The 16,616-nt window shown below is 57.5% G+C and carries 13 protein-coding genes; 5 read left to right on the top strand and 8 right to left on the bottom strand.

Features of this window, described 5'->3' with window-relative positions:
* Window positions 1–247: 247 nt before the first annotated feature.
* The 5 genes from M5R41_06790 to M5R41_06770 all read left to right on the top strand — a co-directional run bounded on the left by M5R41_06790 (window position 248) and on the right by M5R41_06770 (window position 5,118).
* Entirely contained in the window at window positions 248–1,408 is a 1,161-nt protein-coding gene (locus M5R41_06790; GenBank protein MCZ7556091.1) for an ATP-binding protein, read from the top strand.
* 711 nt (window positions 1,409–2,119) lie between these two features.
* Window positions 2,120–2,590 (top strand): mobile mystery protein A, encoded by a 471-nt coding sequence (locus M5R41_06785; GenBank protein MCZ7556090.1) that lies wholly within the window; start codon window positions 2,120–2,122, stop codon window positions 2,588–2,590.
* The gene (locus M5R41_06780) at window positions 2,575–3,171 is read left to right on the top strand and encodes a mobile mystery protein B (protein MCZ7556089.1); all 597 of its coding nucleotides are present in this window, start codon (window positions 2,575–2,577) and stop codon (window positions 3,169–3,171) included. The genes M5R41_06785 and M5R41_06780 overlap by 16 nt, the downstream gene beginning before the upstream one ends.
* A 162-nt stretch (window positions 3,172–3,333) precedes the next feature.
* The gene (locus tag M5R41_06775; protein ID MCZ7556088.1) at window positions 3,334–4,449 is read left to right on the top strand and encodes a hypothetical protein; all 1,116 of its coding nucleotides are present in this window, start codon (window positions 3,334–3,336) and stop codon (window positions 4,447–4,449) included.
* 30 nt (window positions 4,450–4,479) lie between these two features.
* Entirely contained in the window at window positions 4,480–5,118 is a 639-nt protein-coding gene (locus M5R41_06770) for a TetR family transcriptional regulator (GenBank protein ID MCZ7556087.1), read from the top strand.
* Window positions 5,119–5,550: 432 nt separating this feature from the next.
* Here M5R41_06770 and M5R41_06765 read toward each other — a convergent pair whose 3' ends face one another.
* The 8 genes from M5R41_06765 to M5R41_06730 all read right to left on the bottom strand — a co-directional run bounded on the left by M5R41_06765 (window position 5,551) and on the right by M5R41_06730 (window position 16,224).
* On the bottom strand, window positions 5,551–5,766 hold the full coding sequence (locus M5R41_06765; protein ID MCZ7556086.1) for a type II toxin-antitoxin system HicB family antitoxin: 216 nt from the start codon (window positions 5,764–5,766) through the stop codon (window positions 5,551–5,553).
* Window positions 5,763–5,927: a type II toxin-antitoxin system HicA family toxin gene (locus M5R41_06760; GenBank protein MCZ7556085.1), complete on the bottom strand. Its 165-nt coding sequence runs from the start codon at window positions 5,925–5,927 to the stop codon at window positions 5,763–5,765. Before M5R41_06760 ends, M5R41_06765 begins: the two co-directional genes overlap by 4 nt.
* Window positions 5,928–6,622: 695 nt before the next feature.
* Window positions 6,623–6,970 carry a type II toxin-antitoxin system HicB family antitoxin gene (locus tag M5R41_06755; GenBank protein ID MCZ7556084.1) on the bottom strand — a complete coding sequence of 116 codons (348 nt, stop codon included), beginning with the start codon at window positions 6,968–6,970 and terminating at the stop codon, window positions 6,623–6,625.
* The gene (locus M5R41_06750; protein ID MCZ7556083.1) at window positions 6,960–7,220 is read right to left on the bottom strand and encodes a toxin HicA; all 261 of its coding nucleotides are present in this window, start codon (window positions 7,218–7,220) and stop codon (window positions 6,960–6,962) included. The genes M5R41_06755 and M5R41_06750 overlap by 11 nt, the downstream gene beginning before the upstream one ends.
* A gap of 167 nt (window positions 7,221–7,387) precedes the next feature.
* Window positions 7,388–9,502, bottom strand: coding sequence for a YCF48-related protein (locus M5R41_06745; protein ID MCZ7556082.1), 2,115 nt, complete (start codon window positions 9,500–9,502; stop codon window positions 7,388–7,390).
* An 87-nt stretch (window positions 9,503–9,589) separates the two neighbouring features.
* Entirely contained in the window at window positions 9,590–11,704 is a 2,115-nt protein-coding gene (locus tag M5R41_06740; GenBank protein MCZ7556081.1) for a YCF48-related protein, read from the bottom strand.
* A gap of 91 nt (window positions 11,705–11,795) precedes the next feature.
* Window positions 11,796–13,916: a YCF48-related protein gene (locus tag M5R41_06735; GenBank protein ID MCZ7556080.1), complete on the bottom strand. Its 2,121-nt coding sequence runs from the start codon at window positions 13,914–13,916 to the stop codon at window positions 11,796–11,798.
* Between the two features lie 202 nt (window positions 13,917–14,118).
* On the bottom strand, window positions 14,119–16,224 hold the full coding sequence (locus M5R41_06730; protein ID MCZ7556079.1) for a YCF48-related protein: 2,106 nt from the start codon (window positions 16,222–16,224) through the stop codon (window positions 14,119–14,121).
* Window positions 16,225–16,616 lie beyond the last annotated feature (392 nt).

The following is a 16,616-nucleotide window of genomic DNA, read 5'->3' as shown; positions in this document are numbered from 1 at the left end:
TCCGCACCTCGGCGTCTTTGCGTTTCATTCCCCAGCGAAGCTGAACGGGAAGGTGTGGACGAAGTCCGTAGCTGACTTGCGCCTGCTGGTTCGATTGGACACCTACCTTGAAAAATCGGTGTAGTACGCAGGAATTTCAAGGAAAATGTCTGCATGTAGTCCGTTGTTGATTTGCGACTGAATGTTCGAATAGATATTTTCCTTGAAAAATCAGCATCATGCACCGAGATTTCAAGGAAAATGTGATATGTTAGAAAGAACAACAGACATCGAAGCGGTCAAGCGGGCACTCAGGTTATTTCCTGTTGTCGGTATTGTTGGCGCGAGGCAGGTTGGAAAAACGACGCTGGCGCAGAGCGTTGGTGAGCTTGGGCATGAGTCTGTTACACATTTTGACCTCGAAAATCCTGAAGATCTGGCACGGCTGCGGGAAGCAATGCCGGCGCTGAAAGGCCTGAGCGGTTTGGTGATTCTTGATGAAGTGCAGCGAATGCCGGATTTGTTTTCGGTGCTTCGTGTCCTTGCCGACAGGTCAGGTAACTCCACGCGCTTCCTCGTTCTGGGCAGTGCCTCGCCCGAACTGCTGCGCCAGGGTTCGGAAAGTCTTGCCGGCCGCGTTTTCTTTCATGAGCTCAGGGGCTTCTCTCTTTCCGACACAGGCATTGCTATGCAGGACCAGTTGTGGCTCCGCGGCGGCTTTCCACGTTCATTTCTCGCCGCATCGGAAGAAGACAGTGTGGCCTGGCGGCGCGCCTTCATTCGTACGTTTCTTGAACGGGATCTTCCGCAGCTCGGTGTAACCATCTCCGCCGAGACGCTGCGCAGGTTCTGGACCATGCTTGCGCATCGGCACGGACAACTCTGGAATTCTTCGGACTTCGCCAGATCGTTCGGTGTTGCGGATACCACGGTACGAGGCTATCTCGATACGCTCACCGCGGCTCTCGTTGTCAGCCAACTCCGCCCATGGCATGAGAACCTGTCCAAGCGGCAAGTCAAATCTCCAAAGGTGTTTCTCTCCGACAGCGGGATGCTGCACACGCTGCTCGGAATCCGGAACAGGGAGGATGTCGAAGTACACCCGGTGCTCGGCACGTCCTGGGAAGGCTTCATCATCGATCAGATAATCCGGCATACAGGCGCTGAAGCGGACGAGTGTTTTTTCTGGGCAACGCATGCAGGAGCCGAACTGGATTTGCTGTTGGTCCGCGGACGGCAGCGAAGAGGTTTCGAAATTAAAAGAAGCAGTGCGCCCGGAACCACAAGATCCATGCATATCGCCCTCAAGGATCTGAAGTTGCAGCATCTCGACGTCATCCATTCCGGTGACGGCACTTTTCCCCTCTCGGAAAACATCCGCGCAGTAGCCTCGAACCGCCTTCTGCAAGATATCGAACCGCTCACATAAACAGATCCGGGGCGCGGCTCGGTCCTCTGCGCCTCCGCAGTTCCTGAGCGTAGTCGAAGGTGCGTCTCTGCGGACCACAGAACACGCAGAATAAACAGAAATCGCAGAAATGAAGGAGAGGGACCATGAGGTCACCTTTCATATTCCCTCTGCGCCTCCGCAGCTTTGCGCCTTTGCGTGTGCTTCCCCCTGCGCCTCAACGCCTTCACGCTCAAGCCAAAGGAAATTTCCAATAAATCCGGCGACAACAGACCCCGACATAAATTCCTCTGCGCCTCTGCAGCTCCTGAGCGTAGTCGAAGAGGCGCCTCTGCGGACCACAGAACACGCAGAATAAACAGAAATCGCAGAAATGAAGGATAGATACCATGAGGTCACCTTTCATATTCCCTCTGCGCCTTTGCAGCTTTACGCCTTTGCGTGTGCTTCCCCCTGCGCCTCAAGGCCTTCACGCTCAAGCCAAAGGAAATTTCCAATAAATCCGGCGACAACAGACCCCGACATAAATTCCTCTGCGCCTCTGCAGCTGTGCGCCTTTGCGTTTTATTCCCCCCGCGTCTCTGCGATGATATTTTAGCCCATAGCTTGATGAAATACTTGTATAAATCAAAGTAAAACCGTATAATGCTGTGCAGAGTTTCATTCTATGACCTGAAAAATACTGCCGTGTGTCACGCAGCGACGCCCTCGGCGGCGGTAGGAGCTTGGAAGATGAAAAAAGAATACCGAAAACTGGCGGCGGAACAACTGGACCGCAAACTCGGGGGACTGCGTCCGCTCCTGCAGACGCCCATGCCCGATAGGGGGTGGATACACGCGATACGACGAGCGCTCGGCATGTCGCTGCGGCAACTCGCGGTGCGTATGGACATCTCACCGCAAAGCGTGAAAGAAATGGAGGACCGCGAAGCGGAGGGCAGCATCACGTTGAAACGGCTGCGGGAAGCGGCGGAAGCCATGGATCTGTACCTGGTGTATTTCGTCATCCCGAAAGAACAGTCGCTGGGTCGCATGATTTCGAAGCAGGCGGAATCACTGGCGCGCAGCATCGTGCTACGCACCGCCACCAGTATGGAACTCGAAGAGCAGGGAGTGTCGGAGGAACGCATCGCCTCGGCCGTGCGCGCGAAAACGGAAGAACTCATTCGTGAAATGCCGAGGTACCTATGGGATCAGCGATAAGACACTTCAGCGCGATGCTTCCGCTGGAAGAAGATCAGAAGGAGGGGCTGCTCATCCCTACCATCGCGACACGCGGCGAACTCGACGAATTCGAACAGCAGAATATCGAAGCCGCCGTGCAGTGGACGTTCACGCGAAGCTTCCGCGCGGAGGATGTGCTCACGGAGTCCTTTGTCCGGAATCTGCATCAGCGCATGTTCGGCAATGTGTGGCGTTGGGCGGGCAGCTTCCGGCGCACGAACAAGAACATCGGCATAGACAAGCACCAGATCGGAGTCGAACTGCGGCTGCTGCTGGACGACTGTCTGTTCTGGGTCAATGCCGGGACCTACCCGCCCGACGAGATCGCCGTGCGCTTCAAGCATCGCCTGGTCTTTATTCACTGCTTCCACAATGGTAACGGCAGGCATGCGCGTCTCATGGCGGATATTCTGGCCGCGCGTGTGCTCGGAGAACGTGTGTTTACCTGGGGAAGCAGCACACTGCGCGAAACCGGCGCCGCGCGCTCCGCCTACATCGCCGCGCTGCGGGCCGCCGATAACGGCGACATTCAACCACTGCTGCGTTTCGCCCGCAGCTGAGCTGCCGACACGCATGCCGCCCACGGCGGCGGCCTTGTGCATTTGGGTTTCGTGATCGGGACGTCTGGGAAAAAAAACGAGGTCATGCCTCTTGACAGTCACCGAGCGGTGACATATATTTGTCACTGTATGGTGACATAATAGTTTCTTCAGGAGCAACTCATGACTACCCGCCGCACCTTTCTCGTTCACAGCACCGGTCTCCTCGCTTTGGCCGGCGCGGCATCTCTCTTTCCCGCCTGCGCGTCCGTCGTGCGCGGTGATTTCACCACGACCTCTCAGAACGATACGCCCCCGGGCCTCGACGCGGTCGCTCTGGCGATGCTGGAGCTCGCGTCCCTGGCGCCGAGCAGTCACAACGTGCAGCCCTGGTTGATCCGCTATCCTGATGCGCGTCACTGGTCACTCGAAACCGATGCCCGGCGGCGACTGCCCGTAGTTGATCCGGATGGCAGGGAAATGTGGCTATCCCTGGGTGCATTTCTGGAAAACCTCGACAATGCGGCACGCAACCGCGGCCTGCGTCTGCACACACGGTGCGGGGGCTCGCTCGCAGACGGCAAGGTGCTGCTCGACCTCGCGAAAGACAGCGTGCAGCCCGGCATGCCCGACGCTGTGCTGCGCGCGCGGCGTACTGTGCGCAAAGGACTGCTGAATACCGCGCTTACCACCGCGCACGTGCACGCACTGCTCGACGGTATCGATGGCGCGCGCTTCGTCGCGGCGGGCAGTCCCGATGCCGCGCGTATCGCTGAGGCGGTGGCGGCGAGCACGGAGCAGCAGAATGCCAGGCGCGATGCCATGCGCGAGCTCTCGGAATGGATACATTGGTCCAACCGCGAGGCCGCTGCCCGTCGCGATGGCCTGACGCCCGCGAGTATGGACATTACGGGTGTCGGTGGTCTGGTGGTACGGACGTTCTTTTCCAAAGAGTCCGTCACTTCTCCGTCTTTTGCCCGCAAGGGTAATGCGATGGTGCGGGAACAGGTCGGGCAGGGCGGCGGCTGGCTGCTCGTCGCGGCAATCGCTCCCGATTCTCTCGCGGACACACTCGATGCGGGCAGACGCTTCGAGCGCCTCGCCCTGCGCGCCTGCCGTCTCGGTATCGCCGTGCATCCGATGAGTCAGCCGCTGGAGGAAGAACCCTGGTCGTCCGAACTTACGACGGCCTTGGGCGGAAACGCACTGCATTTTCTCCTGCGCGTGGGCTATGTTGAAAAGTACCCCGAACCCGTAAGTCTCCGACGGCCGGTACGGGACTTCGCCATTCCGGCATGAGACAATCAACTCGACAAGGAGAACTGCTGCATGAAACGTGACAGGGAACAGACGGAACAGCTGTTGATCGACGCGGTCGGCGCCATCGTTCGGGAGGCCGGCATCGACGCGGTCGGTATCAATTCCGTGGCGCGCGAGGCCGGTGTGGACAAAGTGCTGATCTACCGCTACTTCGGCGACATCAACGGCCTGCTCGCGGCGTGGGTGGCGCGACAGGATTATTTCTCCCGATTACAGGAACTGATAGGGGAGGGCTCCGACGCCAGGAGCAGGGACGCCGTGCTCGGGATAGCGCAACGCGTGCTCATCGGTCAACTCCGGTCGGTGGTGGGCAATCGGGAACTGCTGGAGGTGTTTCGCTGGGAACTTGGCACACGTAATGCGGTCACGGACGAGATTGCGCGGCGACGGGAAGCGCAGGGCTCCGCCATTACGAAGGTGTTCGAGCGCGCTGTGGACGATGCTTCCGTGGATGTGCGGGCCATGGTCACGCTGCTTTCGGCGGGCATCAACTATCTCGCGTTGCGCGCGCAGACCGTGGATGAGTACAACGGCATTCCGCTCACCGGCAAGCGGGGATGGAAGCGTCTGGAAAACGCGATCGCCTCGCTGCTCGACATCATCGGGGAGAAAGCATTTCGTGGGGAAAGCGCGAAGGATATTGCATAGCGCTCGAAGAAGAAATCGCGGGAACGCCCCTTCGACGGTGGTTGCCCTTCGACTTCGCTCAGGGATCGCGAAGCCGAAACCTCGCTCAGGAGACGCCGAGATGCAGCGGAGCTGGGAATGGGGAGGAGAAATGAACGCTGATGGAATGTAGGAGGCGACCTCTTGGTCTCTATTCATCCTCTCAGCGGCTTCTGTGTAGTCTGTGTGTTCTGTGGTCCGCAGAGACGCAACAGGATGTACTCGTGGACTGTCGACGCGGGGTATATTTCCAACATCGCATAGTTTCCGCGCGATAAGCGGACGATTGTCATGGACGCGGCAGCGATTGCGATCATCAAGACACCGAGTGAGCATGAGCTTCGATCGGGTGCTCCGAGCGGCAATCGGTCCGGAGGGAGACGAATAAACGGAAATCCCGTTTGCACATGTGCGTCAGGCGGCGAATTGGATGTAGGAGGAATAGCTCGATGGCTCAGGAATAGCGAAACCTTCTTCTCGCAAGCCTTCAAGATGAAACGCTATTGCCGCCTGTATGTTTTTCTCAACCTCCGTTTTGGTTTTGCCGGTGGAAGCACATCCTGGAATATCGGGAGCAAACGCCGAGTATCCTGATTCCGTCTTTTCAACGACAATGAGATATTTTTTCATGGCTTCATTCCTGCTTGTTTGAGGACATTCAGGTAGGTGCCGATCGCCATTTCTTCACCGGGATTTCCAGGAATCGTGACCAGGCCCGCTGTGCCAGAGTGTTTGTATTGGTGATGACTTCCTCTCGTCCTCACCCGGTACCAATCGTCCTTCTCTATCATTTTCACAATCTCGCGAACTTTCGTAAGCGCAACGTAGGCTTTTCCCGAATACTCTTCAACCTATGCATCAAAGGCGCAGAGGGGAGGGGAAATAAACGCAGAGTCGCCTCTTTGAAAGTGGTTTTGGCGTCGCTCAGCCACCGTCGAAGGGGCGTCTTTGCGTTCATTCCCCTCCCCCCGTGTTTCTTCGCTCGAATCTTGACGCAGAGACGCAGCCTCGCAGTGACGCAAAGGTCTATTTCCCGGTTTGGTATGGGGAAGTCCGTTTTTCTATGATGGGGAGAGACGGCGAAGCCGGCGGATTCACCGGGGACCTGGAGAAAGTCCTGTTCGCGCCTTGTCGACGTATTCTCCTCCTTCCATTGCGGAAAGACGCGGCGGGATTTTCACAGGGTCTGATGTCGCTGAATTCGGCAAGACTTCTCAAAGCCGGGGCGCGGAGCATGGGTAATGTATCGCCAAGGCGCAAAGGCGCGGTAAGCAGCATTGGATGGGATGATAATAATCAGCAACCCGTTCGCGTATTCACTCTCGTATTTTCAGGCCGATGGTGCGCCGTCACGGAATTCCGACGGCGCACATCGCGCTGCGTATTGATCGATATGCCACTGCTTCGTTTCAGACAAGGGAGTAGCGATGTACAGCGTGCTGTTTATGTGCACGCAGCTCTGTCTTGTGTCCGTTATTGAGACGGCTCAGCGATCGGCCGTACCCTGGTTGTATCTCCCCAGTCGTGCGCTTACCAGGCGATTGAGGCTTACTCCGGATTCCGCAGCTTCCATGACAAGCATGCGATGGATTTCGGGAGGGACGCGCACGAGAAAGCGCCCGCTGTAGCTTCGCGTCGCAATCGGTTCCGGAATAGCTTCGCCCTGGGCGAGCATGTCGTCCACCGACTCCGCCACAACAGCGCGTATGCCTCTCAATGCAGCTTCCTGAGTACGGGCGAGCCAGCTCAAGGCCGGAAATTCGAGACACTGTCCGACGTACTCGCCGTCTTCTTCGGACCAGGTCACCCGGTACGTGTATTTTTCATTTTTCATCGCTGTCACCTTTCTCCAGTCGCGTTATTGCCTTCAGAACTTGCCGCACCTGATATGCCTTGGCAAAACCTTTATCATTCTGGATGTTGATTCTCGGGTCTCCTTTCCACGGAGTCCGATACACTCTGTGACTGCCATCCGCAGCGCGGGGCGCTCCGAAGTAATGGTCGCACACGTGCTTCAATTCCGGGAAGCGCACACCGCACGGATTTCGCCGCATCGCGGCAAGAATATGTTCCAACGATCCCATGTATAAAGATACCAATAATGATATCATGAGTCAAGATATTCAGACGTGCTCAGAATCGGGATACGACAGCTATCAAAGGGTGAATCGAGCCGGTATGCCGGGACTTGATGACGTGCCCCGGACACTGATTTGGGCAGTCCGGCCCGCTGCTCTTACGCCGTGTGCTGTCAGCGAGGCACCACGGCCATCTTTGTCGTCACCGTACCTCTGTTGTTTCTCAACACAGAGAAATACACACCCGCCCGCAGTCCCGCAGCATCGAAACGCACACTGTGCGACCCCGCCTCCCGCCGCTCATCGATCAACACAGCCACCTCGCGTCCGAGCATGTCATAGATGCTGAGCCGCACGTGCTCCGGCGATGTGAGAGAGAAAGGGATGGTGGTCACGGTCGTGACGGGATTAGGATAATTCTGGCCGAGGTGGAGGAGGGTTGGGGAAGGCTTTGCATCCTCGACCCAGGTCACGCCGCCGGTGGTGGTGCGGAGGATGGTGCCGAACCATCCGGCTGTGCTCGCCGTCTCCGTATCTATCATACACACACAGGTAAGTCCGGAGGTGGTGCGGCTGTCCTCCTTTTTCCAGGTCCGGCCGCCGTCGGTGGTGCGCGATATTTCACCAACGGAGCCGACCGCCAGCCCGTTCAGGTTGTCCGTGAACGACAGGGCGTCGGGAGCGATGAACGCCACCGGCGAGACGGATTCCCAACTGTTTCCTCCGTCGGTGCTTCGGTAAAGAACCGTGTACCCTGCGATGAAGCCATGGAGACTGTCGACGAAGGTCATACAGTACAGCGGGGCCAGCTTCGTAGGCGAAATGTCCGTCCAGTTTGCGCCTCCATCCGTCGTGCGCAACACCGTGCTACCTCCGTGGATGAACGCGGTGAGCGGACTTGCGCAGGATACGCTGAAATAATCCTCCGCTGGTCCGGGCATGGAGAGTCTTGTCCAGTGCACACCGCCGTCGCTGCTGCGAAGAACGGTAGAGCTGCGCCCGACTGCCATGCCGTGCACATCATCGCAGAAGCTGACGCCGTGGAGATCGATATCCGCTTCGCGGCGATGCTCCGTCCACGTCACGCCCGCGTCCGTACTGCGGATGATCAGGCCGTCGTCTCCCACGACGACCGCGATGCTGCTGTTCAGCAGTGTCACCGCGTTCGCATGAAAGCTGGTATCCGTTTGCTGCCGTACCCAATGGTCGCCCGCGTCGGTGGTGCGGAGAATGATGTCCCCACGACCAAGGCCGGTGTCTCTGCCGTGGAAATCGATTCCGGTGAAATGGTTGTGCACGCCCATGGATTGCTCGATCCAGTTGACGCCGCCATTGCTGCTCCGTAAAATGGTGCCCGCATTGCCCACGATGCAGAGATCGTTGCTGCCGGCATGACAGATGCCGTTGTATTGCAAACCCATCGAATGTGTGCCCGATGACCACTGAATCACATCGGAGCGGGCCCAGTTCGCTCCGCCGTCCGTGGTTGCGATAAGGGTCCCGTTCATTCCCACGGTGATACCCGCATCCGCGCTGGTCAGGAGAATTTCATGAAGCCACTGTGTGCTGCCGGTGCTGCCCGCGCTCCATTGTTGTCCACCATCGCTCGTGCGGTACAGGACGCCCATCTCGCCGACGATACACCCATGCGTGCTGCCGGCAAAGGACACCGAGCGGAAGTGCTTTCCGCTTGCCAGTGTCTGCGCAGTCCAGGTGTCGCCGCCGTCGGTGGTGTGAAGAACGATACCATCACGCCCCACGGCGAAACCCGTCGCCCCGTCAATGAAGACGACGTCGTGCAGGAAGGAGTTTGCTCCTCCCTGTCGCGGAGTCCAGGTGAGTCCTCCGTCCGTCGTGCGGAGTATCGTTCCGGATGTGCCGACGGCCACACCGGTGGCCGCATCGGCGAAAGCGACGGCGTTGAGCGCGTAGGCGGTATTGGTGTTTTGCTCCGACCACCTCGCGCCGGCGTCCGTGGTTCTGAGAATGATGCCATCTATGCCAACAGCGACGGCGATCAGCGGAGTCGCGCATGCCACACCCCGTAAATCCCGCGAGTTGCCGACCCACTGCGACAGCCACTGTGCGCCGGCATCGGTGGTACGAAGTATTGTGCCTCGTCCGCCCACCGCGATGCCGGTCTCCGCGCTGAAAAATGCCACATCGAGAAGGTCATTTCCCGTCGGCAACGGATTTTGCCAGAACCAGCCGGACTGGGCCTGACAAGGTCTGCTGATCAGAAGAAACGCGAAGAGAAACAGGCAAGAAGGTGCAGCATACCGGGTCATGGTTCATCCTCACAACTGGTTTGGAAAATGTGTATGGTCATTGCCGCTGTCGGGTGAGAGGATCACTTTCTCCGCCCGAAAATGTATTCAATAGGCCGTGCTTGCGGTCATCAGAATCAGTTTCCGTGTCTCGATCACCGATCCAATTTTCAGAACAGAAAAATACACACCCGCCCGCAATCCCGCGCCATCGAAACGCACAGTGTGCGCACCAGCTTCGCGCCGCTCATCGATCAACACAGCCACCTCACGTCCCAGCATGTCGTAAACGCGCAGTTTTACATGCTCCGAATTGGTGAGCGAGAAGGGTATGGTGGTTGATGCGGTGACCGGATTGGGATAGTTCTGGCCGAGGTGGAGGAGGGAGGGGGAGGGCTTTTCATCTTCGACCCAGGTCACGCCGCCGGTGGTGGTGCGGAGGATGGTGCCGCCCTCTCCGATTATGGTTCCAGTTTGTCTGTCAATCATATCTACATCCACAAGGATTTTATCAGTGGGACTTTCTTGTATAAACCAACACTTCCCTCCATCCAATGTCCATAAGATGACACCAAATTCCCCTACAGCGACTCCAAATAACGAATCTGCGTAATCAACGCCATAAAGATTGAACCGGGTTGGATTATCTTGCTCCTCCCAACTCATCCCACTGTTGGTGGTCTTAAGTATGATTCCTTTTGCCCCAACAGCTGTACAACAGAGTGAGTCTCTGCATGTAATATCCCAGAGGTCGTTCGTTACGCCACTATTTTGACGTATCCAATCCAATCCTCGGTTTGACGTGTAGAGGATGGTACCTTCAAATCCTACGATATGGCCGTGATCGCTATCACAGAACGACACCTCCGAAAGGTAATCTGAACACCCGCTGTTTTGCGGTAACCACGTGATCCCTCGATCTGATGTTGTAATAATTCTCCCCAGCTCACCAACTGCTGTTGCGTGCATTGAGTCAGAGTAAGAAATCCCGTTGAGATGTTCCGTTACCCAGCTTAATTGTCTGTTCCAAGAGTCCCCTCCATTTGTAGTCGTAAAAATTCTTCCTGTAGGACCTACAGAAATGCCGTGATTGTGATCATAGAAAGAGAGCCCATGCTGTTGATCCCAGATTGATCCAAGAAAATACCCGATCCACGTTGCTCCGCCATCTTCGGTTCGAATTGTCCATCCCCCACCGCAGGTCACGTACCCATGGTTGTGATCGGTAAAGACCACTTCAGTCATCAACCCGTATTGTCCTGACCATCGCTTTTCCCAATCTGTCCCTCCGTTCGTAGTTTTTACTATACAGCCATTCGCGCCGACTGCAATGCCGATTTGATTGTCAGCATAACAAAGATCGTATAGCCATTGGACTAAGCCACTTGATACCTCCATCCACTCGATTCCTCCATTTGTGGAATGAAGTACGCACCCGTGGTCACCAACAGTTGTGATATTGAGGCTATCAGAGTACTGTAAAGACTCAAGACGATTATATGTTGTGGTGCTTTGTTTAGTCCATACTGCGCCGCCGTTTGTCGTTCGTAGTATAGTCCCACCGTCTCCTACAGCGATCCCATAATCACTATTTCGGAAGCAAACATCATAGAGCCTCTGCTTCGTCCCGCTTTCCTGATTTTGCCAGGTGGTTCCTCCGTCGGTCGTATGGATTATCAATCCACCTGCTCCAACGAGAGTCCCAACCTCATGATCTGTGAAGTGCATTCCAAGTACGCTTCCAAAATTGCTCAAGCTGGAACCAGCCCAGTTATTCCCACCATCCTCTGTGCGGAGCAAGGTGCTGTTACTTACAAGTATCCATCCGTGCTTTTCATCTGTAAAATCAACGTTCAACAAAACGTTTGTTGTAGATATTGATCGATCTTCCCAATTGTTACCGCCATCAGTTGTTTTGAATATCCTTCCAAACTCGCCGACTATCGTCCCCTTCATGGAATCGGTAAAGAATACATCGCGCAAATCCCGTTTGGTGGGTGTATTCAACTGTGTCCATGTCTCCCCACCATCAGTTGAACGTAAGAAACTCCCGTAGTTCCCCACAGCGTATCCAATGTGCTCATCAGCAAAATGTACTCCGTAAAGAGTATTCCCCTGCGGCAACGGATTCTGCCAGAACCAGCCGGACTGCGCTTCGAGGAGGCTGCTGTTGAGGAGAAGGATAGCGACATAAAGGCAAGACAGTCCGGCTCGTTTAATCATGGTTCAAACTCTCATCAAATACCAAGGTTCACAGTTACCAAGGATAGACAATTCAGCGGGGTGATTCATTCCCCGTCAGGAAAATAAAACTTCAGTAGTCCGCGCTCGTATTCGTCAACAGCAGCTTCCTGGTCTCTACCACCGATCCGCTTCTCAGAACAGAGAAATACATCCCCGCCCGCAGACCCGCAGCATTAAAACACGCACTGTGCAATCCCGCATCCAGCCGTCCGTTCACCAACACCGCTACTTCGCGTCCGAGCATGTCATAGATGCTGAGCCGCACGTGCTCCGGTGACGTGAGAGAGAATGGGATGGTGGTGGAGGCGCTGACGGGATTGGGGTAATTATTGCCGAGGAGCGCGGCGTTCGTGGCGATTGCCGACGCGGCGATGCTGGTCAGTCCTCCGTTACGGGTGTGGAGTATGGTCCCGCCCCAGCCGGCAACGGTGGCCTTCTGTGAACTTGTGACGCTGATTGCGTTGAGCCAGTTGGCGGTCCCGACGTCCTGCTTCGACCACGAGGCGCCGCCGTCCGTCGTGCGGAGTATGGTCCCTCCGCTGCCGACCACGTAGCCGTTGTTCGCATCGATAAAAGCCACATCTTCGAGAATGGATGTCAGTCCGCTGAATTGCCTGCGCCAGGTGACTCCGCCGTCGTTGCTTCGGTGTATCCCGCCATCCCAGGCGACGGCGGTGCCGTGCTGCGCATCGACGAAATCCACGCCGTATAGTGTGGCAATGGTGCCGGAATTCTGCAGCGACCAGGCTTGCCCGCCATCCGTGCTGCGCAATATGCTTCCGTTGACGCCCACCGCAACGCAGTGGTCCTCATCCGCGAAATCCACGCCGTAGAGATCCGTTGTCGTACCGCTGTTTCGCGCGAACCAGGTCTCGCCCTGATCGCTCGTTGCCAGAATGCTGCCGCGCATCCCGACAGCGATACCCGCTCCGTTCGGAACGAAAGCGACCGAGGTGAGATCATTCGCAGTGCCGCTTTCAATGGCCGCCCAACGCTCGCCGCCGTCGGTGCTGCGCAATATACTTCCGCCGGCGCCCACCGCCACCGCTGTGCTTCCCTGAGTGCCATCGACGAAGGTTATATCGTAGAGTGTTTGTTCCGAAACACCGACGGTGCGCCGCCAGGTGTCGCCTTCATCGGCGGTGCGCAGAATCGTTCCGGCCTCGCCGACGGCTATGCCGTGTTCCGCATCCGAGAAGGCGATGCCGTGGAAAGACGCTCGTTCGCCCGGTGCGCGATCCGTCCACGACACTCCGCCGTCGGTGGTGTACATGATGATGCCGGACTCTCCGACGGCCACACCGGTGAGCGCATCGATGAGCGTGACGCCGTACAACGGCTTCCGGTGCCATACCGTTTGCTGTACCCAATGCGCACCGGCATCGGTGGTGCGCAGTATGGTGCCGTTCTGTCCGACGACAAGTCCGTGGTTCGCATCGGCGAAGGAGACAGCGATGAGGTGCTCGTTCGTGACACCGACGCCCTGCCGTATCCAGTTCTGACCCGCGTCGCTGCTGCGGAGTATGACGCCGTCGTTTCCCACGACCACGAAGGTGTTCGCATCTATTTGATCAATGCCATAGAGGGAGGTAGACACACCGCTCATGATGCGCCACCAGCTCTCGCCGCCGTCGCTGGTCCGGAGTATCATCCCCTCCAGCCCCACCGCGAGCGCATTATCAGCGTCAGCAAGCGCCACACCCCAGAGGTCGACAATGTAGCCGCTGATCTGTGGCGTCCAGGTACTCCCGCCATTGCTTGTGCGCAGAATGACGCCCGCGCGTCCCACGGCAATTCCGATGTTGGCATCGAGGAAGGTCACCCGCGTCAGTAATTCCCTGGTGCCGCTTTGTTGCAGCGTCCACTGATTGCCGCCGTCCGTGGTGCGCAGTATCGTCCCGCGCTGACCGACGGCGCTACCCGTAGTGGCGTCGGTAAAGCACACGCCATAGAGCGAATAGATATCGCCTGCCTGCGGGACCCAGGTCTGTCCTCCGTCGGTGGTGCGCAGTATGGTACCCCACCAGCCCACGGCGGTTCCGGTACGCGCATCGGTAAAGGCAACGGATTGAAGGTGATTGCCCTGCGGGAAGGGATTCTGCCAGTACCAGCCGATTTGCGCATGGCAGCGGCCATGCAGGACGATGACAAACACAGAAAGCAGGAGAACACACGCCACGCGATATTGCACGAAAACTCCGCTCACTCGGGTTGTGGCGCGCATGCCTGACAAGTCGATACGCTGACTGTCCGGGAGGCGATCATGCGCGATGCAAAAAGGCAACTTCAGTCAGGAAAATACGGGAATGTCCCGTAGAAGTCAATGAAGAAATTCCGCTCCTTATTCGCCGCCTCGTTGCGGACAAGAACCTGTCGTGAGGCGACGATTGGCTTCACCGGACAGCGCCGGGGCCAAATACCGGAAGCATGGAAGACACCGCTCCGTGCGCCGTGCGTAACACACAGATGTACATACCGGCCGGCAGCGCCGCGGCATCGAAATGGGCGCTGTGTGCTCCCGAATCGAGAAATGTATCGAGAAGGAGCGCGACGCGCCGCCCCAGCATGTCGTGTACGCTGACTGTCGTATGACCCGCCTCGTGCAGGGTGAACGGAATGACGGCGTGGTCGCTCACGGGATTCGGGTAATGCCGGCCGAGCATGGCCTGTGCGGGCGCTCTCCGCGTGTCCGCGAGCCAGGAGACTCCACCGGAGGTGGTGCGAAGTATGATGCCGCTGTTACCGACGATGGTGCCGCTGCGCGCATCGTGCATCTGAACCGCGTTCAGACCGTAACGCGTCACTTCGGGCTGCGACGTCCAGGTGCTCCCGCCGTCGGTGGTGACGAACAGGGCGCCCAACTCACCGACCGCTACACAGACAGAGGCGTTTCCGAAGCTGATGCCATTAAGCATGGGTCGCGTCTCAATCCTTTGAATATCCCAGTTCATCCCCAGTGTACCACTGCGCAGGATGAGACCCTGGGTCCCGGCGATCGAGATATAGCCATCGGTCAGGGAGCTGATGGACTTCAACTCTTCCTGCACACCGACAAGCATGTACGACCAGGTGATGCCGCCGTCGGATGTGCGAATGCAGGTGCCGCGCTCCCCGACAGCCAAAGCGGTCTCTGTGTCGATGAGCAGCACATCATTGAGATGCAGATACTGTTCGTTTGTGCGCTTGACCCAGGTATCCCCGCCGTCGTCGGTGTGGAGGATGGTGCCGTTCGTGCCGACGACGATACCGTTGTTCGCGTCGATAAAGGACACACCCCGCAATTGTATCGCAGTGTTGACGGTGTGCCGGGTGTTCGCGCTTCCGTCAAGCCGCGAACGGAGGATGTAGCCGCCTTTGCTGACTGCATGGACAGTGCCGCCGATCAGGCAGATGTCGAGAATATCGCTTCCGCTCGAAATGGCTTGCCTGTTCCAGACCTGCCCTCCGTTTGTCGTCCAGAGAGGCGATACGCCCAACCCCGCCGTGATGCCCGTCGAAGCGTCGGAAAAGGACAGACATTTCAGATGGTTTATGGTGACCGGACCCTCGCCGCCCCAGTTCATGCCGCCATTGCTGCTGCGAAGCACGGTGCCGTTCGCCGCGACGATGAGCGCTGTCATACCATGCGTGGCGATGCCGCGGAGATCGGCGCCTCCGCCCGGGAGGACGTTGCTCCAGTTTTTTCCGCCGTCCGCGGAACGGAGAAGTGTTCCGCCACCGCCGGTTATGATGCCGTTGTTTCCATCGGTGAAATGTACGCGTGTCAGGTTGCTGGTGGAGCTGTGTATGGCGTTCGTCCAGCTCTCTCCGCCGTCGGTGGACCGCAGCAGCGTCCCGTTGTCGCCCACCGCGATCAGCGAGCCGCCACCGCCGGGGATGGCGGTGATATCCATGATTCTGCGATTGGTGCCGATGGTGCTTTTTTGCCAGGAGAGACCGCCCGTACTCGTCCGCAGGAGGATTCCATTGGCGCCGGTGATCACAGCGTTGGCCGCGTCGGTGTACACGACGGCGTGCAGATCGTCTTGTATTTCCGCGTCAAGATAATTCCACGTCACTCCGGCATCGCTCGTGTGCAGTATGATGCCGAAGCTGCCGACGGCTATTCCGTGCTGCGCGTCGGCGAAATCTATGTCCCATAGTGTGTATTCGGTGTTGATCTGCTCAAGCCACGTCCGGCCGCCATCGCTGCTGTGGAACACACTGCCTTCGACGGTCAGGTAGCCCTGGTCGGGGTATGGAAAGTGCATGCGGAGGATGCGGGTTCGCCTGCCGAAGGATTGAGGCGTCCATGTTGCGCCGTTGTCGCTGCTGCGGATGAGGCTTCCATGCTCGCCGCACGCCAGCCATTCGCTGCCCGTGAGATGCGTGACGTCGTACAGGGCATTCCCCTGAGGGCGTGGATTTTGCCAGGTCCAGCCGTGCTGGGCGTTGGCACTGGAAGAAGCGATAAAAAGAAAAGTAACGGTTAGGCCGAAAAATAACCGGTTTGTGCTCATGTTCATACCTTCTGGATGAGTGCTTCCGTATACGACATCACATTGGCGCACCGTTGCGGCGCCTGTCCGATAGTACAGGCCGCGATGGTAAAAGATATTCTACGACAAATGTGTCGAAAAATGATGGTACACGCAAGATCACCGGGATTTCTGAAAAGGATTCCGAAAAAGGATACTGTCAGGAGGGTATCAAGGGAGATGCTGATGGACATTCATCTCCAGCACGGACCCCGTACCGGCGACCGTGGCTGCATACCAGAAGTCGGATCAGTGAAGCAGACGAGATGGACCGTACTGCGCGTTGGCGTGCCCGCACTGCGGAAGGGGCGGAGTGGGGAGCAGACGGTCCCTGAAAAGAAAAAGCAATCCCGTGCGCGCACGAAATTGCTTTC

This window comes from Bacteroidia bacterium (assembly GCA_027493955.1).
Lineage (GTDB): Bacteria > Bacteroidota > Ignavibacteria > SZUA-365 > SZUA-365 > JAOSJT01.
The sequence above is the reverse complement of the archived record's forward strand: the minus strand, read 5'-3'. Positions and strand labels throughout refer to the sequence as shown.